This is a genomic window from Cognatiyoonia sediminum (genome assembly GCF_900129845.1).
Taxonomy (GTDB): Bacteria; Pseudomonadota; Alphaproteobacteria; order Rhodobacterales; family Rhodobacteraceae; genus Cognatiyoonia; species Cognatiyoonia sediminum.
In genome coordinates, this window is the sequence record NZ_FQXB01000004.1 from 192,486 (window position 1) to 213,622 (window position 21,137).

Below are 21,137 nucleotides of genomic sequence, written 5' to 3' on the forward strand. Positions count from 1 at the left end.
CGGAGGGTTTGAGGTGCGCCTTGAATAATTCCTTCCTGAGATGGGAAACGAGAACGAGATTTACGAAGGCTTAGACCTTCGGGCGATCAAGGCCTCGGGACCCAGAAATTGGACCCGAACGCCCCAGACTATCGGGGCAAATATGAGCCGGGGAGAAATCCCCAAACTTGGAGTGAAACTGTGGATAGAGCACAAAAAGAACAGCTGGTCGAAGAACTCGGCCAAGTCTTTGAAAGCTCTGGCGTCGTTGTGGTGAGCCACTACGAGGGTATGACAGTTGCTGAAATGCAGGACCTGCGCGCAAAAATGCGTGAAGTAGGCGGGTCCGTACGCGTGACCAAGAACAAGCTCGCCAAGATCGCCCTTGAGGGTAAGCCATGTGCAAGCATCGCTGAATACCTTTCGGGCATGACGGTGCTCGCCTATTCCGAAGACCCAGTGGCTGCGGCCAAGGTCGTGGATGGTTACGCCAAAGAGAATGACAAACTCGTCATCCTCGGTGGTGCAATGGGCGATCAAGCACTTGACGTTGCCGGTGTGAAAGCCGTTGCGGCAATGCCATCCCGCGAGGAGCTTATTGCTTCTATCGTTGGCTGCATTGGTGCACCTGCTTCCAACATTGCCGGTGCGATTGGCGCGCCTGCTTCGAATATCGCAAGCATTCTCTCTACAATCGAAGAGAAGGCTGCATAAGCAACTTGAACATCCCCGTTTGGCAATCTGCTGACGTTGGAACACAAATTTAGAAATGGAAAAGCAAAATGGCTGATCTGAAGAAACTTGCTGAAGAGATCGTTGGTCTGACACTTCTCGAAGCACAAGAACTGAAAACCATCCTCAAAGACGAGTATGGCATCGAACCAGCTGCCGGTGGCGCAGTTATGGTTGCTGGTGCAGCTGGCGGCGACGCTGGTGCGGCAGCTGAAGAGAAAACAGAATTCGACGTTGTCCTGAAAAACGCAGGCGCATCGAAAATCAACGTGATCAAAGAAGTTCGCGGCATCACTGGTCTTGGCCTCAAAGAAGCAAAAGATCTCGTCGAAGCTGGCGGCAAGATCAAAGAAGGCGTCGACAAAGCAGAAGCAGAAGACATCAAGGGCAAGCTGGAAGCAGCTGGCGCAGAAGTCGAACTGGCCTAAGTCACGCTTTACGAACCCGCATGGGTTCGGAATTTACGGCTGGATCCGCGAAAACGTGGGTCCAGCCAAACCTGTCTTAGAAGGGTGTCTTGCGGGACACGCGTCTTGGGTAGGTTTTCATCGGGAGGCATTCGGTGGGACGGATGCCACGAATAGATGAAACCCCCCTCTCAATGGGAGAGTCTCGCGTTCCCGGCGGCGGCTCGCTCGCAGAGAAAAGAAGGTGAAATTTCACATGGGTCAGTCCTTCCTAGGTCAAAAACGCCTGCGTAAATACTACGGTAAAATCCGTGAAGTCCTTGAAATGCCGAACCTTATTGAGGTTCAGAAATCATCCTACGATCTGTTCCTGCGCTCCGGCGACAGCGACACACCGTTGGATGGTGAAGGCATTAAAGGCGTATTTCAATCGGTATTTCCGATCAAAGATTTCAATGAAACCGCTGTTCTTGAGTTCGTAAAATACGAGCTGGAAAAGCCAAAGTATGACGTTGAAGAATGTCAGCAACGCGATATGACCTACAGCGCGCCGCTAAAGGTTACTCTGCGTCTGATCGTGTTTGATGTGGATGAAGATACTGGCGCGAAGTCGGTTAAAGACATCAAAGAACAAGACGTGTTCATGGGCGACATGCCTTTGATGACACCGAACGGCACGTTCGTTGTGAACGGTACCGAGCGTGTGATCGTGTCTCAGATGCACCGTTCTCCTGGCGTTTTCTTTGACCACGACAAGGGCAAAACCCACTCTTCTGGTAAACTCCTGTTTGCTTGCCGCATTATCCCCTACCGCGGCAGCTGGCTGGACTTTGAATTCGACGCAAAAGACCTTGTCTTTGCGCGGATCGACCGTCGCCGGAAGCTTCCTGTTACCACGCTGCTTTATGCGCTTGGCTTCGATCAGGAAGGCATCATGGATGCCTACTATGACACTGTTGACTACACGCTCGACAAAAAAGGCAAGGCTTGGTCCACCAAGTTCTTCCCAGAGCGCGTGCGCGGCACCCGTCCAGCCTTTGATCTGGTAGACGCAGGCACAGGCGAAGTTATCGCCAAAGCAGGTGAGAAAGTCACACCGCGTTCCGTCAAAAAGCTGATTGACGAAGGCAAAGTCACCGAACTGCTGGTCCCATACGAACAAATCGTCGGCAAGTTCGCAGCGAAAGACATCATCAACGAGGAAAACGGTGCGATCTACGTCGAAGCCGGTGATGAGCTGACGCTTGAGATGGACAAAGACGGTGAGGTGATCGGCGGCACGCTGAAAGACCTCCTCGATGCGGGCATCAAAACGATCCCAGTGCTCGACATCGATAACGTCAATGTCGGCTCTTACATGCGCAACACCATGGCCGCAGACAAAAACCTCAACCGTGAAACCGCGTTGATGGACATCTACCGCGTGATGCGTCCGGGTGAGCCACCGACCGTTGATGCGGCCTCGGCCCTGTTTGACACATTGTTCTTTGACTCAGAGCGGTATGACCTCTCCGCTGTTGGTCGCGTAAAAATGAACATGCGTCTCGACCTCGATGCAGAAGACACCATGCGCACGCTGCGCAAGGAAGACATCGTCGCTTGTATCAAAGCGCTGGTTGAACTGCGTGACGGCAAAGGCGACGTGGACGACATCGACCACCTCGGCAACCGCCGTGTGCGTTCTGTTGGCGAATTGATGGAAAACCAGTATCGCGTTGGCCTGCTTCGCATGGAGCGCGCGATCAAAGAGCGTATGTCCTCCGTCGAAATCGACACGGTCATGCCTCAGGATTTGATCAACGCGAAGCCGGCTGCTGCGGCTGTCCGTGAATTCTTCGGCTCTTCTCAGTTGTCGCAGTTCATGGACCAAACCAACCCGCTGTCCGAGGTTACGCACAAGCGTCGCCTTTCAGCGCTTGGCCCGGGTGGTTTGACACGCGAACGTGCAGGCTTTGAGGTTCGCGACGTTCACGCCACGCACTACGGTCGCATGTGTCCGATTGAAACGCCAGAAGGGCCAAACATTGGTCTGATCAACTCTCTGGCGACATTCGCGCGCGTGAACAAATACGGCTTCATCGAAACACCGTATCGTAAGGTCGAGAACGGCGTTGTGACTGACGAAGTCAGCTACATGTCCGCGACCGAAGAAATGCGTCACACCGTGGCGCAGGCAAACGCAAAGCTGGATGACAGCGGCAAGTTCGTGAACGATCTGGTGTCTACACGTCAGAACGGCGAATACATGTTGGCGCAGAACGAAAGCGTTGACCTCATTGACGTGTCACCAAAGCAGCTGGTGTCCGTTGCGGCCTCGCTCATCCCATTCCTTGAGAATGACGACGCGAACCGCGCTTTGATGGGTTCCAACATGCAACGTCAGGCAGTCCCACTCTTGCAGGCGGAAGCTCCGCTTGTGGGTACTGGCATCGAAGAGGTTGTGGCCCGCGACTCTGGTGCGGCGATCATGGCGAAACGCGCAGGTATCATCGACCAGGTTGATGCCTCCCGTATCGTTATCCGCGCGACAGAGGATCTGAAACTGGGCGACGCTGGTGTTGACATCTACCGGATGCGCAAATTCCAACGCTCGAACCAGAACACCTGCATCAACCAGCGTCCGCTGGTGAAAGTGGGTCAGCAGATCAAGAAGGGTGAAGTTATCGCCGACGGTCCATCCACGGATATGGGTGAACTGGCGCTTGGTAAGAACGTGGTCGTCGCGTTCATGCCTTGGAACGGCTACAACTACGAAGATTCCATCCTGATCTCTGAGCGTATCGTGCGCGACGACGTGTTCACATCCGTCCACATCGAAGAATTCGAAGTGGCGGCCCGTGACACGAAGCTTGGGCCAGAGGAAATCACACGCGACATTCCAAACGTGGGTGAAGAAGCGCTGCGCAACCTCGACGAGGCTGGCATCGTCTACATCGGTGCGGAAGTTGGCCCTGCTGATATCCTCGTCGGTAAGATCACACCAAAAGGCGAAAGCCCGATGACACCAGAAGAAAAGCTTCTGCGCGCCATCTTTGGTGAGAAAGCATCAGACGTCCGTGACACATCCCTGCGCTTGCCGCCGGGTGACTTTGGCACGGTTGTTGAGGTCCGCGTCTTCAACCGCCACGGCGTTGAAAAGGACGAACGTGCTCTGCAGATCGAGCGTGAGGAAGTTGAACGCCTCGCTCGTGACCGCGACGACGAGTTGGTGATCCTTGATCGGAACATCTACGCCCGTCTGAAAGGCATGATCCTTGGCAAAACAGCTGTCAAAGGTCCAAAGGGCTTCAAGGCCAACTCTGAAATCACCGAAGAGGTGTTGGCAGAGCTTTCCCGCGGTCTGTGGTGGCAATTGGCGCTGAAGGATGAAGCTGACGCTCAGGTCGTTGAAGCCCTGAACGAACAGTATGAAATCCAGAAGCGTGCTATGGATGCCCGTTTTGAGGACAAGGTCGAAAAAGTCCGCCGCGGCGACGATCTGCCACCGGGTGTGATGAAGATGGTCAAAGTCTTCGTTGCTGTGAAGCGTAAGCTTCAGCCAGGTGACAAGATGGCCGGTCGTCACGGGAACAAAGGTGTTATTTCCAAGGTTGTGCCTATGGAAGACATGCCGTTCCTCGCAGACGGTACTCCGGTTGACTTCTGTCTGAACCCGCTCGGCGTGCCATCGCGTATGAACGTCGGTCAGATTTTGGAAACACACATGGGCTGGGCCGCACGCGGGCTTGGCATTCAGATCGACGACGCGCTTGGTGAATACCGTCGCTCTGGTGATCTGACACCAGTGCGCGAAGCCATGCGCATCGCTTATGGTGATGATGTGTACTCTGAAGGTCTGGAAGGCATGGGTGAGGATGACCTGCTCGAAGCGGCAGGCAACGTCACACGCGGTGTTCCAATCGCGACACCAGTCTTCGACGGTGCGAAAGAAGGCGACGTGAACGACAGCCTTGTGAAGGCTGGTTTCGACCAGTCTGGTCAGTCGATCCTCTTCGACGGCCGCACAGGCGAACAGTTCAGTCGTCCGGTGACAGTGGGCGTCAAATACCTGCTGAAACTGCACCACTTGGTGGACGACAAAATTCACGCACGCTCCACGGGTCCATACTCGCTCGTCACGCAACAGCCGCTGGGGGGTAAAGCCCAGTTTGGTGGTCAGCGCTTCGGTGAGATGGAAGTCTGGGCGCTGGAAGCATACGGCGCGGCCTACACGCTGCAAGAGATGCTGACCGTGAAGTCTGACGACGTTGCTGGCCGGACGAAAGTCTATGAAAGCATCGTTAAAGGCGAGGACAACTTTGAGGCTGGCGTCCCAGAGTCGTTCAACGTGCTTGTGAAAGAAGTCCGGGGCCTCGGCCTCAACATGGAACTCCTGGATGCGGAGGTGGATGAGTAAGGCTCCCCCCTTACTCCCCCAATCCCCAACGCACCCTATTCAAGGAATTGAAGATGAACCAGGAACTGACAAACAACCCGTTTAACCCGCTCACACCGGCGAAAACGTTTGACGAAATCAAGGTCTCATTGGCCTCACCAGAACGGATCCTGTCTTGGTCCTTTGGTGAGATCAAGAAACCAGAAACCATCAACTACCGGACGTTCAAGCCTGAGCGTGACGGCCTCTTCTGCGCACGTATCTTTGGTCCGATCAAAGATTACGAATGCCTCTGCGGTAAATATAAGCGCATGAAGTATCGCGGCGTTGTCTGCGAGAAATGCGGTGTGGAAGTTACACTGCAAAAGGTCCGTCGTGAGCGTATGGGCCACATCGAACTGGCGGCACCTGTCGCGCACATCTGGTTCCTCAAGTCGCTGCCATCCCGCATCGGCCTGATGCTGGACATGACATTGCGCGATCTTGAACGGATCCTCTACTTCGAAAACTACGTGGTCATCGAACCCGGTCTGACGGATCTGACATACGGTCAGCTGATGTCAGAAGAAGAGTTCTACGACGCCCAAGATACCTACGGCATGGACGCGTTCCAAGCCAACATCGGTGCGGAAGCGATCCGTGAGATGCTCTCCATGATCGATCTGGAGTCCGAAGCGGAGCAGCTCCGCGCTGATCTGAAAGAGGCAACAGGCGAGTTGAAGCCAAAGAAGATCATCAAGCGTTTGAAGATCGTCGAGAGCTTCATCGAATCCGGCAACCGTCCGGAATGGATGATCCTGACCGTCGTGCCAGTGATCCCGCCAGAACTGCGCCCATTGGTGCCGCTGGATGGTGGCCGCTTTGCGACGTCTGACCTGAACGACCTTTATCGTCGTGTGATCAACCGGAACAACCGTTTGAAGCGTCTGATTGAGCTTCGCGCGCCTGACATCATCGTCCGCAACGAAAAGCGGATGCTGCAAGAATCTGTTGACGCATTGTTCGACAATGGCCGTCGCGGTCGTGTGATCACTGGTGCCAACAAGCGTCCGTTGAAGTCACTCTCTGACATGCTGAAAGGTAAGCAGGGTCGCTTCCGTCAGAACCTTTTGGGTAAGCGGGTCGACTTCTCTGGCCGTTCGGTCATCGTGACCGGTCCGGAACTGAAGCTACACCAATGTGGTTTGCCGAAAAAGATGGCGCTCGAGCTCTTTAAGCCGTTCATCTATTCGCGGCTTGAGGCCAAAGGCCTGTCCTCCACAGTCAAGCAAGCCAAGAAATTGGTCGAAAAAGAACGCCCAGAAGTGTGGGACATCCTTGATGAGGTGATCCGCGAACACCCAGTGATGCTGAACCGTGCGCCAACATTGCACCGTCTCGGCATCCAAGCGTTCGAACCCGTTCTGATCGAAGGTAAAGCGATCCAGCTGCACCCGCTTGTGTGTTCTGCGTTTAACGCAGACTTCGACGGCGACCAGATGGCGGTACACGTTCCTCTGTCGCTTGAAGCCCAGCTTGAAGCACGCGTTCTGATGATGTCCACGAACAACGTTCTGTCACCGTCCAACGGTGCGCCGATCATCGTGCCATCACAGGATATGATCCTCGGTTTGTACTACACGACTATCGAACGTGAGGGGATGAAGGGCGAAGGCATGACCTTCTCGAACATCGAGGAAGTCGAGCACGCGCTTGGTGCTGGTGAAGTCCATCTGCACGCGAAGATCACGGCCCGTATTCCTCAGATCAACGAGGAAGGCTTGGAAGAGCTGGTGCGCGTTGAAACGACACCAGGTCGTCTGCGTTTGGGCGCTTTGTTACCACTAAACGCAAAAGCGCCGTTCTCTTTGGTGAACCGCCTTTTGCGTAAGAAAGAAGTGCAGCAGGTCATCGATACCGTCTACCGTTACTGTGGTCAGAAAGAGTCGGTTATCTTCTGTGACCAGATCATGTCGATGGGCTTCCGCGAAGCGTTTAGGGCCGGTATCTCCTTCGGTAAGGATGACATGGTTATCCCTGACACCAAGTGGGATCTTGTGAACGAAACACGTGAGCAGGTGAAAGACTTCGAACAACAGTACATGGACGGCCTGATCACTCAGGGTGAAAAGTACAACAAAGTTGTCGATGCTTGGTCCAAGTCGAACGACAAAGTCACCGACGCGATGATGGCGACAATTGGTGAGACACCAACGCTGGAAGATGGCTCTCAAGGTGAACCAAACTCGGTTTACATGATGGCCCACTCCGGTGCGCGTGGCTCGGTCACTCAGATGAAACAGCTGGGCGGTATGCGCGGCCTGATGGCCAAGCCGAACGGCGAAATCATCGAAACGCCGATCATCTCGAATTTTAAAGAAGGTCTAACCGTTCTTGAGTACTTCAACTCCACCCACGGCGCCCGTAAGGGTCTGTCGGATACGGCGTTGAAAACTGCGAACTCTGGTTATCTGACCCGTCGTCTGGTGGACGTTGCACAAGACTGCATCGTGCGTGAGCCAGATTGCGGAACAGAGAATGCGATCACAGCAGAAGCAGCCGTGAACGATGGTGAGGTTGTTGCAACCTTGGCCGAACGTGTTCTGGGTCGTGTCTCTGCTGATGAAGTTCTCAAGCCCGGTACAGACGAAGTTCTGGCCGAAAAAGGCGAACTGATCGACGAACGCAAAGCTGACATGATCGATGCCGCTGGTATCGCGAAAATGCGCATTCGCAGCCCGCTGACCTGTGAGTCAGAAGACGGCGTTTGTGCGACCTGCTACGGTCGTGACCTCGCGCGCGGTACACGCGTCAACATCGGTGAGGCCGTCGGCATCATCGCGGCGCAGTCCATCGGTGAACCTGGTACTCAGCTGACCATGCGGACCTTCCACATTGGTGGTGTTGCGCAGGGTGGACAGCAGTCGTTCCTTGAAGCGTCTCAGACTGGTAAGGTCGAATTCCGCAATGCAAACCTGCTTGAAAATAAAGCAGGTGAGCAGGTGGTCATGGGCCGTAACATGGTTCTGGCGATCATGGGTCCAGACGGTGAAGAACGTGCGAACCACAAGGTTGGCTATGGCTCCAAAGTCTTCGTCAAAGAAGGTGCCGACGTTCACCGTGGCGACAAGCTGTTTGAATGGGATCCATTCACACTGCCAATCATCGCGGAGAAAGCCGGTAAGGTGAAATACGTTGACCTCGTCAACGGTATCGCCGTGCGCGAAGAAACCGACGATGCGACAGGTATGACGCAAAAGATCGTGGCCGACTGGCGTGCAGCGCCAAAAGGCAACGAACTGGCGCCGAAGATCATTGTTGCTGGCACAGATGGCGAGCCTGTTCTGAAAGACGACGGTAACCCAGTGTCTTATGCGATGTCTGTGGATGCGGTTCTGTCCGTCGAGGATGGCGAAGACATCCAAGCCGGTGACGTTGTCGCGCGTATCCCTCGTGAGGGTGCGAAGACAAAGGACATCACCGGTGGTCTGCCACGTGTTGCTGAACTCTTCGAAGCCCGTCGTCCGAAAGATCACGCAATCATCGCTGAAATCGATGGGTATGTGCGCTTTGGGAAGGACTACAAGAACAAGCGTCGCATCGCGATCGAAAGCTCCGATGATCCGGACACCAAGGTTGAATACATGGTGCCAAAGGGCAAGCACATCCCAGTTGCGGAAGGTGACTTTGTCCAGAAGGGTGACTTCATCATGGACGGCAACCCAGCGCCGCACGATATTCTTGCGGTTCTCGGTGTCGAAGCCTTGGCTGACTACATGATCAACGAGGTTCAGGACGTCTATCGCCTGCAGGGTGTGAAGATCAACGACAAGCACATCGAAGTTATCGTGCGTCAGATGCTCCAGAAGTGGGAGATTCAGGACAGCGGTGACACCGTTCTGCTGAAAGGCGAGAACGTCGATAAGGCCGAGTTCGATGAAGCCAACGCAAAGGCAATCGCCCGCGGTGATCGCCCAGCAACTGGTGAGCCGATCTTGCTTGGTATCACCAAGGCGTCCTTGCAGACCCGTTCCTTCATCTCTGCCGCGTCGTTCCAGGAAACAACGCGTGTTCTGACCGAAGCGTCAGTTCAGGGTAAGAAGGACAAGTTGATCGGTCTGAAAGAGAACGTGATCGTTGGTCGTTTGATCCCAGCGGGTACAGGTGGTGCGACACAGCGCGTCACACGTATCGCGTCCGAGCGTGACAACGTCGTCATCGAAGCGCGTCGCGAAGAAGCCGAACAGGCCACTTTGCTCGCTGCTCCGACAGAGATGGCGGATGATATCGTGGGCGGGGATGAGTTCGATCAGATCATCGTCGACACACCGGAAAGCCGCGACGAGTAAGACGGTCGGACCTAATAATACGGAGGGCCGCCTTCGGGCGGCCTTTTCTGTTTCTTAGGATTCGTATCTATGTTGGTTGATAGCCAGAGGTTTCAATCTCCCGTTCGAAAATTTTCGCAACGCGCTTGGCATTCTTGTTGTCGAAATTTTCGCCAAAGAACTCCTCTAAGGTTCGTTTCTTTCGAACATTTGATTTCGCATTCATTTGGGAAATGTCAAAATCTGACAGCCCGCGAGACCCGAGAAACTCATTAAGGTCGACAGCTAGATTTTCATATCTTGCAACAAAACCGGCCGCCAATCTCCCATCTCTCGAATACATATCGAAGTCAGAGAAGTAGCTGAGTTGTTTCTTACAGAACGCTGTGAATTGGCGATCGATATCAGTGATTGGCCCTCCGCGACGATGCATCCAGAAAAAGAATGCTGACACTGCCTTATCCCATGGATTCCGCTCCACGCAGAAACTCTCACAACCAGACGAAATATCGTCGAGATAGGACTCAGCAACGTCGAGGCCAAGGTGGGGGTAGCGTGCGCGGACCTTTCCTTGAGCACGTTCGCGAAGAAGGCGGACCGACTCTCTGACGATCTTCCGTTTCTTTGGTCGTAATTTTTCTTCATCCGGCAACAGAGGCGTCGCGAAGTCACCTTGCTGCAGGTGTTCACTAAGCAGTATCTCTATCGATGTTCCAGCTGTTTTCTTCGTTTTAACGAATAGAAGTTTTTGCTCTCGAAGTATTAGCATTTTCGCTAGTGATTTGCTGCGTAAAAGTATTCGATAGTTTGAATTGAATCTCAAAGCATTGATTTCGATAGGCTCGATCGAAATTTCCTGAACGGCGTCACAAAAAGGGAACTTGCAGCCGTATACAAACAACAGGGAGGACCTATGCGAAGCGACCTTTGGCAGGTCCACCAATAGTCGGACCCGAACAGCCTTCGAATCTATGCGTCCGCCCTATGCCAAACGATGTGAAACCCTTCATCCTCTGTGGGTGCCACAAAGTGTTTGGCAAAGGCTTCAAACTGCGTGTCAGTGACCTGAAACGCGTGATTTCCTTCAGCGTTTCGGGCGTGCAACCGCGCCAAACAAACAGCATTCGGAACGTCTAGGTAATGAAGGGCATGTTCCGTGCCTGCGTCATCGACAAGGCTCCGCATCCATTGCCGTGCCTCCAAAGTGTTTGCAGCGAAATCCAGCACCACGGAGGTGCCAGCACGTAGCTATGCAACAACATGTGGCTTGATGACGCTCCGCAATTTCTTGGAATAGACCAAAAAATCCGCGCCTGTTTTCATTTGATCACCGAAGAGGGCGCTTAGCCATTCATCTTCGACAACGACAACCGTTCGTGGTTGTTCACCCAGTTTCTTGGAAAGGGTCGATTTACCCGAGCCTATTTTCCCGCACACCATGTGCAGGGTAACTTGAGAGACTGACATCGTTCTGTCCTTTATATTGCGCATTGCGCAAGTGCATTGAAAATACCAAATGACCCGGCCCGGCGGTTCAGGCTGGGACAGTAATTCGCGCCTGTTTCAGCGCGTTGGTATTCAAAAAGCAAAAGTTCATGGGCGCCACATGGGTGAGCCCGCGGTATCTGTCACGACATCAGCATTTAGAACGAGAGAGGAGTTTGCGTTTCCATTAAATTGGTCCATGGACACAACGTGGGCTATACACGCCCGCCAATAGCGACTATGGGCCAGTTCTTTCCCGGCACTTGGTGACCCATGCAAGATTTCTCTGGCCTTCCCCACACACTCTCAACCGCTCTCTCGAAAAAGGGGTATAGCGGTTTGACCCCTGTTCAGCAGGCCGTCACCGACGAGGGCCTGAGGGGCTCGGACTTGCTAGTCTCGGCTCAGACGGGTTCCGGTAAGACGGTGGGCTTTGGCTTGGCTATGGCTGGCGACCTGCTGGATGAGGACGGTCGGTTTGGTCGTCCCGCCGCGCCGCAAGCTGCGGTGATTGCCCCCACACGCGAATTGGCGCTGCAAGTGCGGCGTGAATTTGATTGGCTCTTTGGCGAGGCTGGCATTGTCACTGCATCTGCCGTGGGCGGCATGGATGCCCGGACGGAACGGCGCGCGATTGAGCGTGGGGCGCATGTCATCGTTGCGACGCCTGGCCGTTTGCGCGATCATATTGCGCGCGGCGTGATTGATATGAGCGATCTGAAAACAGTTGTTCTCGATGAAGCCGACGAAATGCTCGACATGGGGTTTTCAGAAGACCTCGAATTTATCCTCGACCATACGCCCGAAAGCCGTCGCACTTTGATGTTCTCCGCGACGGTGCCACACGGTATCGCAAAGCTCGCGCAAACCTATCAGAACGAAGACGCTGAGCGGCTGAAGGTTGGCAGTGCGGAAAAGCAGCATTCCGACATTTCTTACAGCGCCCTGACCGTTGCGCCGTCGGATATCGAAAAAGCCATTATCAACCTGCTGCGTTTTCATGATGCGCAGACCGCGATCGTCTTTGCCAACACACGATCCATGGTCGCCCGTCTGACGGCGAAATTCGCCAACCGGGGGTTCTCTGTGGTGTCTTTATCCGGTGAATTAAGTCAAGCCGAACGGACCAATGCGATGCAGGCCCTGCGGGATGGTCGCGCGCAGGTTTGTGTGGCGACGGATGTGGCCGCACGCGGGATCGACCTGCCGGGGCTGGAACTGGTAATCCACGCTGATTTGCCGTCCAACGTCGAAGCCTTGCTGCACCGTTCTGGCCGAACAGGTCGGGCAGGGCGCAAGGGCAATTCCATCCTGATCGTGCCTGCCCGCCAGCGGTCAAAGGCGCAAAGGCTTCTGAAGTTCGCAAAGCTGGAGGCCGACTGGGGTACGCCACCTTCGGCAGAGGAGGTTCTCGCCAAGGACGAGGAACGGATCGCCTCTAACCCCGCGTTGGATGAACCGCCGAGTGCTGAAGAACTGGCCTTCGCCGCACGCTTGCTGGACGGACGCACGCCAGAACAAATAGCCGCCGCCTATTTGCGCCTCTATCGCGAACGCCACTCCGCCCCTGAAATTCTTGGCGCAGTGCCAGAGCCCGGACAACGCAAGCCGCGCGATCATGCAGAGTTTGGCCCTAGCACGTGGTTTTCGATGTCGCTTGGCCGCAAGGACCGTGCCGAGCCTCGCTGGCTCCTCCCGATGCTGTGTCGGAACGCGGGACTGTCCAAAAGCGCCATCGGCGCGATCCGGGTGCAGTATCAGGAAACCTTCGTGGAAATCGCTAGTGATGCTGTAGCGACTATGAAGCAAGAACTGGGCCCAGACTTGAACCTAGAACAGGGTGCTGCGCTGACAGAGTTGACTGGCAAACCGGATTTCGAAGGCTCGCCGAAAGGCCCGCCCGCAGATGCGCGCCCGCCACGTGACGGAAAGCGGGGGCCAAAACCGCAGTCGTTCGATAAGCCCAAATCTGCTAAACGGCCGCAAAAGCCCAAGGATGATGCCCCTGTTGCATCAAAGCCCAAGGCGGATGTCTCTAAGATGACAAAGAAGCCTTCGGACAAACCCGCGTCAAAAGCCAAGCCAAAGCACAGTAAACCGCCTGCATCAAAGCCCAAATCGGAAGGGCGCAGCGCTGCGCCTTCGACTAAGTCGACAGACAAAAAACGGCAGAAAAAACCGTTTAACGCGTCGGATCCGTCCAAATCTCTAGGGCCACGCAAAGCGCGCCATAAAGGCAAAGGAAAAGGCGCTGGTGCCCCGACCGCAAAAAGTGGGCGCGGCAAAGGTGGGGATGCAAGGCCGTTTAGAAAGCCGTCAAAGCGCTCTTGATGCTTCATGGCGTAGGTTAGATTTGCGACTGGCAAAAGTCGCGTTTGGTATGGCGCTGTATCTGCGAAACCTTTAGCGCGGGGCTATGGCGATGCTTTCCGAAAATATGCGCGGCGCGCTGCTGATGGTGGGGTCAATGACAGCGTTCACTTTGAACGACGCCTTTATGAAATCTCTCTCAGATGAATTGCCGCTGTTTCAGTCGATCTTTTTCAGAAGCATCGGCGTGTTCATCTGTCTTTCGATCGCAGGTCTTGCGATGGGGCAGATTAAGTTGAACCAGTCGCGTCGGGATTGGATGTTTATCTCGCTCCGATCGCTCTTTGAACTTGGCGGTGCGCTGTTCTTCCTCTTGGCACTGTTCAACATGCCGATTGCGAATGTCACAGCAATTTTGCAGGTGTTGCCGCTCACGGTCAGCTTGGCCGCCGCGGTGTTCTTAGGAGCCAGTCTTGGTTGGAGAAGGCTGTCCGCAATCTTGGTCGGATTCGCGGGCGTCCTATTGATCGTCAAACCTGGTGGCGAGGGTTTCAACATTTATGCGGTAAGTGCGCTGCTCGCCGTCCTTTGTGTGACGATCCGCGATATCCTTGTGCGCAAGATTTCCCCGGAGGTTCCGACGATGCTGGTTTCTTGGTTTACTGTCTTTGCGGTTATGGCGGGTTCGGGCTTGGCCTCTCTCACCGAAGTGTGGCAGCCGGTCAGCAGTCTTGCCGCCTTCCAGCTTGGCGGAGCGATCCTGACAATCATCGGCGGTTACATTTTCTCAGTCGCTGTTATGCGCCACGGTGACATCGCATTCGTCGCTCCGTTCCGCTATTCCAGCTTACTGGTCGCCGTCGTCATCGGCTTTTGGATTTTTGGGGAGGTTCCCGATACCCTGACGATTGTGGGGTCAATCATCGTGGTCGGTACCGGCCTCTTTACTCTCTATCGAGAAGGGCAAATTCGAAAACGCGCGAAGGCCTAGGGCCCTAATCCTCGGTTCCAAAGAATGTGCCAGAGCCTGTCACGAAGAAATCGTCATCGACACTGGTAGAGGCTCCGACCCAAGTGCCGAAAACAGCCGTATCATTGCCGTCCTGACGCGTGCCGCCAGTCATAGCAAACTCAACATTCGTGGTGCCGCGAAACGGAAGCAAATCGTTCACAGCGTCAAGCTCACCACTTGCACGGGCAACGATGTCGCCGCCAGAACTACTACCCCGAATGTCTAATCGCCCGCCTAAGAGCTGATCCGGCGCACCACGCTCTGTCAGGTTTAGGTTCCGGACAGAACCGCTTACCCTATTGGATCCACCAAAATCGATCGTCATCGCCAGATCGCCCAAGACACCGTAGCCGCCCTCACCATCAATCATTAGATTGTTGCTGAGGAAATTGCCTGAATAGTCCACTGACGAAGTCGGAAGATCGGTGCCTGCCACGTCTGGTAACAGTGAAATCCGCTGCCGTTCGGCGTCTGCAGCGGCAATGTCTGTCGCTGACACAGAAGGTGGCGTTGGGGACGCACAGGCAGCAAGCGCTGCAAATGGGACAATAACCAAAGATCGAAACAAAATAGACTCCAAATTAGACAAGTGATCGCCATTGAATTGTGGCAAGCATTCAATATTTATACCGCGTTCTGGCGCGTCGAAACAGCGGTTCTTTACCCCCTGTTGACAGGTTCCGCGACTCCGCCTATACGCCGCTCATCCGAGCCAGAGGGCCTTATTCTCTTGCTTGTATCAAAACTGAAGTGGTCAAGAACCGAGCTACTGCTGCTTTGTTCCTCTGAATACTCACCGCACCAAACCTCCGGTAAGGGTTTGACTGCGGAATTTTTGTGCTTTTCGCATGCGAGGGGCATTTGCCGAACTTAAACCTCGCGCCGTCAAAAGCGCACAACATGTGAATAGATGGGAACATCAAACGATGCCAACGATTCAGCAGCTGATCCGCAAACCGCGCCAGCCGAAAGTAACACGATCCAAGTCTCTCCATATGGAGGGATGCCCTCAGAAACGCGGCGTTTGCACACGCGTTTATACAACAACTCCTAAGAAGCCGAACTCCGCGATGCGGAAAGTTGCGAAGGTCCGCCTGACCAACGGTTTCGAAGTCATTTCCTACATCCCAGGTGAAAGCCACAACCTTCAGGAACACTCCGTGGTTCTGATCCGTGGCGGCCGTGTGAAAGACCTTCCAGGTGTGCGTTACCACATCCTGCGCGGTGTTCTCGATACACAGGGTGTTAAAGACCGTAAGCAACGTCGTTCGAAGTACGGCGCGAAGCGTCCTAAGTAAGGGTAGAAATACATGTCACGTCGTCACGCCGCTGAAAAACGCGAAGTTCTGCCAGACGCAAAGTTTGGTGACGTTGTTCTGACAAAGTTCATGAACAACCTGATGATCGATGGAAAGAAATCCGTCGCCGAAAAAATCGTTTACAACGCATTTGACCGCGTTGAAGACAAGCTCAAGAAAGCCCCGGTTGAGGTTTTCCACGAGGCTCTCGACAACATCAAACCAAACCTTGAGGTTCGCTCCCGCCGTGTGGGTGGTGCGACATATCAGGTGCCTGTTGATGTCCGCCCAGAGCGTCGCGAAGCATTGGCCATCCGCTGGATGATCGCCGCTGCGAAAAACCGCAACGAAAACACAATGGAAGAGCGTCTGGCAGGCGAACTTCTGGACGCTGTCAACAACCGCGGTGCGGCTGTGAAAAAGCGCGAAGACACTCACAAAATGGCTGAGGCGAACAAAGCGTTCTCTCACTATCGTTGGTAATCTGAGGAAAGAAGCAGACCTATGGCACGCGAATATCCCCTCGAACTTTACCGTAACTTCGGGATCATGGCGCACATCGATGCAGGTAAAACAACCTGTTCCGAGCGTATCCTGTACTACACGGGTAAAGAGCATAACATCGGCGAAGTGCATGATGGTGCAGCAACCATGGACTGGATGGAGCAAGAGCAGGAACGTGGCATCACGATCACCTCTGCGGCGACAACCACATTCTGGGAACGCACAGAAGACGGCACAACAGCTGACACACCAAAGCACCGCCTGAACATCATCGACACACCAGGCCACGTTGACTTCACAATCGAAGTTGAGCGTTCCTTGGCTGTCCTAGACGGCGCAGTTTGTGTTCTCGACGCAAACGCAGGTGTTGAGCCTCAGACAGAAACTGTTTGGCGTCAGGCTGACCGCTACAAAGTGCCTCGCATGGTCTTCGTCAACAAAATGGACAAGATCGGCGCTGACTTCTTCAACTGTGTGAACATGATTGAAGATCGTACAGGCGCACGCGCGATCCCTGTTGCCTTCCCAATTGGTGCAGAAAACGAACTCGAAGGCCTCGTCGACCTCGTCACTATGGAAGAGTGGCTGTGGCAGGGCGAAGACCTTGGCGCATCTTGGGTCAAAGCTCCAATTCGTGACAGCCTGAAGGATCAAGCAGACGAATGGCGCAACAAGCTGGTTGAAGCTGCTGTTGAGCAGGACGACGATGCAATGATGGAATACCTTGAAGGCAACGAGCCTGACGTTCCATCACTGCGCGCATTGGTCCGCAAGGGCTGCCTCTCCATGGCATTCGTTCCGGTACTTGGCGGTTCTGCATTCAAGAACAAAGGTGTTCAGCCTTTGCTCAACGCGGTGATCGACTACCTGCCAAGCCCGCTCGATGTTGTCGACTACATGGGCTTTAAACCAGGCGACGAGACAGAAGAACGCAACATCGCACGTCGCGCTGACGACGACATGGCCTTCTCTGCCCTCGCATTCAAAATCATGAACGACCCATTCGTGGGCTCCCTGACGTTCACACGTATCTACTCCGGTACGCTGAGCAAAGGCGACACGATGCTCAACTCCACTAAGGGGAACAAAGAGCGCGTGGGCCGCATGATGATGATGCACTCCAACGATCGCGAAGAGATCGATGAAGCATTTGCAGGCGACATCATCGCGTTGGGTGGTCTGAAGAACACCACAACAGGTGACACGCTTTGCGCGCAAAACGATCCCGTTGTCCTTGAAACAATGACGTTCCCAGATCCAGTGATCGAGATCGCCGTTGAGCCAAAGACAAAAGGCGACCAAGAGAAAATGGGCATCGCGCTGCAGCGTCTGTCCGCCGAAGATCCATCCTTCCGCGTGGAAACTGACCTCGAAAGCGGTCAGACCATCATGAAGGGCATGGGCGAACTTCACCTCGACATCCTTGTTGACCGCATGAAGCGTGAATTCAAGGTTGAGGCGAACATCGGTGCACCTCAGGTGGCCTATCGTGAGACCATCGGTCACGCGGTCGAGCATTCCTACACCCACAAGAAACAGTCCGGTGGTTCCGGTCAGTTCGGTGAGGTGAAGCTGAACATCATCCCAACGGAGCCAGGCGAAGGCTACTCCTTCGAGTCGCTTATCGTTGGTGGTGCGGTTCCAAAGGAATACATCCCAGGTGTTGAAAAGGGCATCCAGTCCGTGATGGACTCTGGTCCCTTGGCCGGCTTCCCAGTGATCGACTTCAAGGTTCAGCTTCTGGACGGTAAGTTCCACGACGTTGACTCCTCTGTCCTCGCATTCGAAATCGCCGCACGTATGTGTATGCGTGAAGGCATGAAGAAAGCGGGCGCGAAACTTCTTGAGCCTATCATGAAGGTCGAGGTCATCACGCCAGACGAATACACCGGTGGTATCATCGGTGACCTGACATCCCGTCGGGGTCAGGTGTCTGGTCAGGACACACGCGGCAACGCCATCGCGATCGACGCAATGGTGCCACTGGCGAATATGTTCGGTTACATCAACACATTGCGCTCCATGTCTTCGGGCCGGGCGCAGTTTACGATGCAGTTCGACCACTACGACCCAGTACCGAACAACATCTCTGAAGAGATCCAAGCGAAATACGCATAACGGCGGGGCGGTTTATCCGCCCGCCCCCAACCGTAGGGCTGCATAGCTGCCCGAAACACTTATCAAGGAGGCCATCATGGCTAAGGAAAAGTTTGAACGTAATAAGCCGCACGTGAACATCGGCACGATTGGACACGTTGACCACGGCAAGACGACGCTGACAGCAGCGATCACGAAGTATTTTGGCGACTTCCAGGCGTACGACCAGATTGATGGCGCGCCAGAAGAGAAGGCCCGCGGCATCACCATCTCAACAGCACACGTTGAGTATGAAACAGCGGATCGTCACTACGCACACGTGGACTGCCCAGGCCACGCTGACTACGTCAAGAATATGATCACTGGTGCGGCTCAGATGGACGGTGCGATCTTGGTTGTGAACGCAGCCGACGGCCCAATGCCACAGACACGTGAGCACATCCTGCTCGGCCGTCAGGTTGGTATCCCATACATCGTTGTCTACATGAACAAAGTTGATCAGGTTGACGACGAAGAGCTGCTAGAACTCGTTGAGATGGAAATCCGCGAGCTGCTGAACGAATATGAGTACCCAGGTGACGATATTCCGATCATCAAAGGCTCTGCTCTGGCAGCCATGGAAGGCCGTGACAACGAGATCGGCGAAGATTCTATCAAAGCTCTGATGGAAGCAGTCGACAGCTACATCCCAACACCAGCGCGTGCGGTTGACCAGCCGTTCCTGATGCCAATCGAGGACGTGTTCTCAATCTCTGGCCGTGGTACAGTTGTGACAGGCCGTGTTGAGCGTGGCGTGATCAACGTGGGCGACGAGATCGAAATCGTTGGTATCCGCGACACATCCAAGACCACATGTACAGGTGTTGAAATGTTCCGCAAGCTGCTGGACAGCGGCGAAGCAGGCGACAACATTGGTGCGCTTTTGCGTGGTGTTGACCGTGACGGCGTTGAGCGTGGTCAGGTTCTGGTGAAGCCAGGGTCTGTTCAGCCCCACACAAAGTTCGAAGCAGAAGCCTACATCCTGACCAAGGAAGAAGGCGGACGTCACACACCATTCTTTGCGAACTACCGTCCACAGTTCTACTTCCGTACGACTGACGTGACCGGCACAGTGAACCTGCCAGCAGGTACAGAGATGGTTATGCCAGGCGACAACCTGAAGTTCGACGTTGAGCTGATCGCCCCCATTGCGATGGAAGAAGGCCTGCGCTTCGCGATCCGCGAAGGCGGCCGCACTGTTGGTGCGGGTGTGGTTTCCAAGATTACCGAATAATCGGTAATCTGAACCACTACCCGACCGTGTGACGCCGCAAAACAGGTGATTGGCAACAACCACCGAAAGTGCGGGGTCAGCACACGGTGGAAATAGAAAAAGGCCGTTGCAATACGCAGCGGCCTTTTTGAATTTCTTAGAACTGGTTGAAGCTATCCGCTTCGCCTCACATCCCACACTTTTGTCACCCCCATCTGCGCCATCGCGATCGACATCTCATCCGTCAACACATCCCAAAGCGCAGCCAGCCCTTTTTCCCCCGCTGCCGCGATCGCAAACTGCAACGGCCGTCCGAAGAACGCAAAATCCGCCCCTTCAGACATAACTTTCAGCACGTCCTCGCCAGACCTCAGCCCACTGTCGAAGAGCAAAGGGAAATCCGGCCCCAGGGCCTCTCGCATCGGCCTGACAACATCAATAGGTGTAGGCACACTCTCCAATTGGCGGGCTCCATGGCTCGAGACTTGCACGGCATCCACATCTGCAGCCTTCAAAGCCACAGCATCCTCGACGTTCAACACCCCCTTCACCACCAGATTGCCGGGCCATGCGTCGCGCAGTCTTCTTAGGGTGTCCCAATCAGCCTTTGCGCGGCTCTCGGTCCGGTCAAATTCAAACCCATCCATGTGGAAGTTCGCCATATCGGGCTTGCCCGCCAAAAGCGATGAAATCGACCAAACGGGATGTAGCGCGAAATCGGCAAACTGCTTTGGCCCGATCCGAAACGGCATCTTGAACCCATGCCGCAACTCGCGCGGCCGACGTCCGACCTCTGGCACATCCACGGTCAGCACAAGTGTCTGATACCCCGCCGTCTTCGCCCGCTCGACCAGTTTGAATGTCCCAACGCCATCGCCGCTGAAATAGAGCTGGAACCACGCGTGGCCTTCGGACACCTCAAGGATCTTCTCCATCGGAGTTGAGGCCACGGTCGAAACGCCATGCGGCACCCGATATTTCGCCGCCAACCGCGCCAGCATCAAATCTGCGCCGGGGCCAGAGAGGTTGCACATGCCCATAGGTGCAATGCCAAACGGGACGGCGGTTTCCACACCAAAAAGCTTGGTGGACAGATCGCGCTGGCTCACATCGCGTAGGATGCGCGTCGGGAGCGTGACAGCATCAAGGGCCGCACGATGTCGTGCGGCCCCCGTTTCATATCCTGCGGCCCCGTCGATATAATCGAACACCATCCAAGGCAGCTTGCGCTTCGCGATCCTGCGCGCGTCCTCGCTGGAGTGGATATGGGCCGCGGTCCCTATCAAGCCTCGATCGCTTTCATAAAGCGGTCCTTGATGATGACGGGGTCCATGGTGATGACGGGCATCTTGGCGTTGCCGCTGTCGCATTTGACGATC

Annotated in this window: 13 protein-coding genes and 2 pseudogenes; 10 read left to right on the plus strand and 5 right to left on the minus strand. The window is 54.7% G+C overall.

Annotated features, from left to right (window positions below; translation table 11 throughout):
* Positions 1 to 180: 180 nt before the first annotated feature.
* From rplJ to rpoC, 4 genes are all read left to right on the plus strand, one after another.
* A complete protein-coding gene (gene rplJ, locus BUA85_RS13250) occupies positions 181 to 693 on the plus strand; it encodes a 50S ribosomal protein L10 (RefSeq protein WP_072901856.1) in 513 nt (170 codons plus the stop codon).
* A gap of 68 nt (positions 694 to 761) precedes the next feature.
* Positions 762 to 1,139: a 50S ribosomal protein L7/L12 gene (gene rplL / locus BUA85_RS13255; protein ID WP_072901858.1), complete on the plus strand. Its 378-nt coding sequence runs from the start codon at positions 762 to 764 to the stop codon at positions 1,137 to 1,139.
* Between the two features lie 235 nt (positions 1,140 to 1,374).
* A complete protein-coding gene (gene rpoB, locus BUA85_RS13260) occupies positions 1,375 to 5,514 on the plus strand; it encodes a DNA-directed RNA polymerase subunit beta (protein ID WP_072901860.1) in 4,140 nt (1,379 codons plus the stop codon).
* A gap of 53 nt (positions 5,515 to 5,567) precedes the next feature.
* On the plus strand, positions 5,568 to 9,821 hold the full coding sequence (gene rpoC, locus BUA85_RS13265) for a DNA-directed RNA polymerase subunit beta' (protein WP_072901862.1): 4,254 nt from the start codon (positions 5,568 to 5,570) through the stop codon (positions 9,819 to 9,821).
* 67 nt (positions 9,822 to 9,888) lie between these two features.
* Here rpoC and BUA85_RS13270 read toward each other — a convergent pair whose 3' ends face one another.
* Positions 9,889 to 10,701 (minus strand): hypothetical protein, encoded by an 813-nt coding sequence (locus BUA85_RS13270; protein ID WP_131802815.1) that lies wholly within the window; start codon positions 10,699 to 10,701, stop codon positions 9,889 to 9,891.
* A gap of 68 nt (positions 10,702 to 10,769) precedes the next feature.
* Positions 10,770 to 11,291: pseudogene (locus BUA85_RS13275) on the minus strand (P-loop nucleotide/nucleoside kinase family protein).
* Between the two features lie 267 nt (positions 11,292 to 11,558).
* Between BUA85_RS13275 and BUA85_RS13280 the strand changes: the two are divergent.
* Both BUA85_RS13280 and BUA85_RS13285 read left to right on the plus strand, forming a co-directional pair.
* Positions 11,559 to 13,616 (plus strand): DEAD/DEAH box helicase, encoded by a 2,058-nt coding sequence (locus BUA85_RS13280; RefSeq protein ID WP_072901866.1) that lies wholly within the window; start codon positions 11,559 to 11,561, stop codon positions 13,614 to 13,616.
* Between the two features lie 85 nt (positions 13,617 to 13,701).
* Positions 13,702 to 14,586 (plus strand): DMT family transporter, encoded by an 885-nt coding sequence (locus BUA85_RS13285; RefSeq protein WP_072901868.1) that lies wholly within the window; start codon positions 13,702 to 13,704, stop codon positions 14,584 to 14,586.
* A 4-nt stretch (positions 14,587 to 14,590) separates the two neighbouring features.
* Here the strand turns inward: BUA85_RS13285 and BUA85_RS13290 are convergent, their stop codons facing one another.
* Positions 14,591 to 15,175, minus strand: coding sequence for a hypothetical protein (locus tag BUA85_RS13290; RefSeq protein ID WP_131802816.1), 585 nt, complete (start codon positions 15,173 to 15,175; stop codon positions 14,591 to 14,593).
* Positions 15,176 to 15,533: 358 nt separating this feature from the next.
* Between BUA85_RS13290 and rpsL the strand changes: the two genes are divergently transcribed.
* From rpsL to tuf, 4 genes are all read left to right on the plus strand, one after another.
* Positions 15,534 to 15,905, plus strand: a complete 372-nt coding sequence (gene rpsL / locus BUA85_RS13295) for a 30S ribosomal protein S12 (protein ID WP_072901927.1) — start codon at positions 15,534 to 15,536, stop codon at positions 15,903 to 15,905.
* Positions 15,906 to 15,917: 12 nt separating this feature from the next.
* A complete protein-coding gene (rpsG, locus tag BUA85_RS13300) occupies positions 15,918 to 16,388 on the plus strand; it encodes a 30S ribosomal protein S7 (protein ID WP_072901872.1) in 471 nt (156 codons plus the stop codon).
* A 21-nt stretch (positions 16,389 to 16,409) separates the two neighbouring features.
* The gene (gene fusA / locus BUA85_RS13305; protein ID WP_072901873.1) at positions 16,410 to 18,527 is read left to right on the plus strand and encodes an elongation factor G; all 2,118 of its coding nucleotides are present in this window, start codon (positions 16,410 to 16,412) and stop codon (positions 18,525 to 18,527) included.
* 76 nt (positions 18,528 to 18,603) lie between these two features.
* The gene (gene tuf, locus BUA85_RS13310; protein WP_072901842.1) at positions 18,604 to 19,779 is read left to right on the plus strand and encodes an elongation factor Tu; all 1,176 of its coding nucleotides are present in this window, start codon (positions 18,604 to 18,606) and stop codon (positions 19,777 to 19,779) included.
* 152 nt (positions 19,780 to 19,931) lie between these two features.
* On the opposite strand, the gene BUA85_RS13315 is transcribed toward tuf, so the two are convergent.
* Together BUA85_RS13315 and BUA85_RS16955 are read right to left on the minus strand one after the other, a co-directional pair.
* The gene (locus BUA85_RS13315) at positions 19,932 to 21,041 is read right to left on the minus strand and encodes an alpha-hydroxy acid oxidase (RefSeq protein WP_072901929.1); all 1,110 of its coding nucleotides are present in this window, start codon (positions 21,039 to 21,041) and stop codon (positions 19,932 to 19,934) included.
* A pseudogene (locus tag BUA85_RS16955) lies at positions 21,041 to 21,137 on the minus strand (sulfopyruvate decarboxylase subunit beta); the annotation flags it as partial. The pseudogene BUA85_RS16955 and the gene BUA85_RS13315, both read right to left, overlap by 1 nt.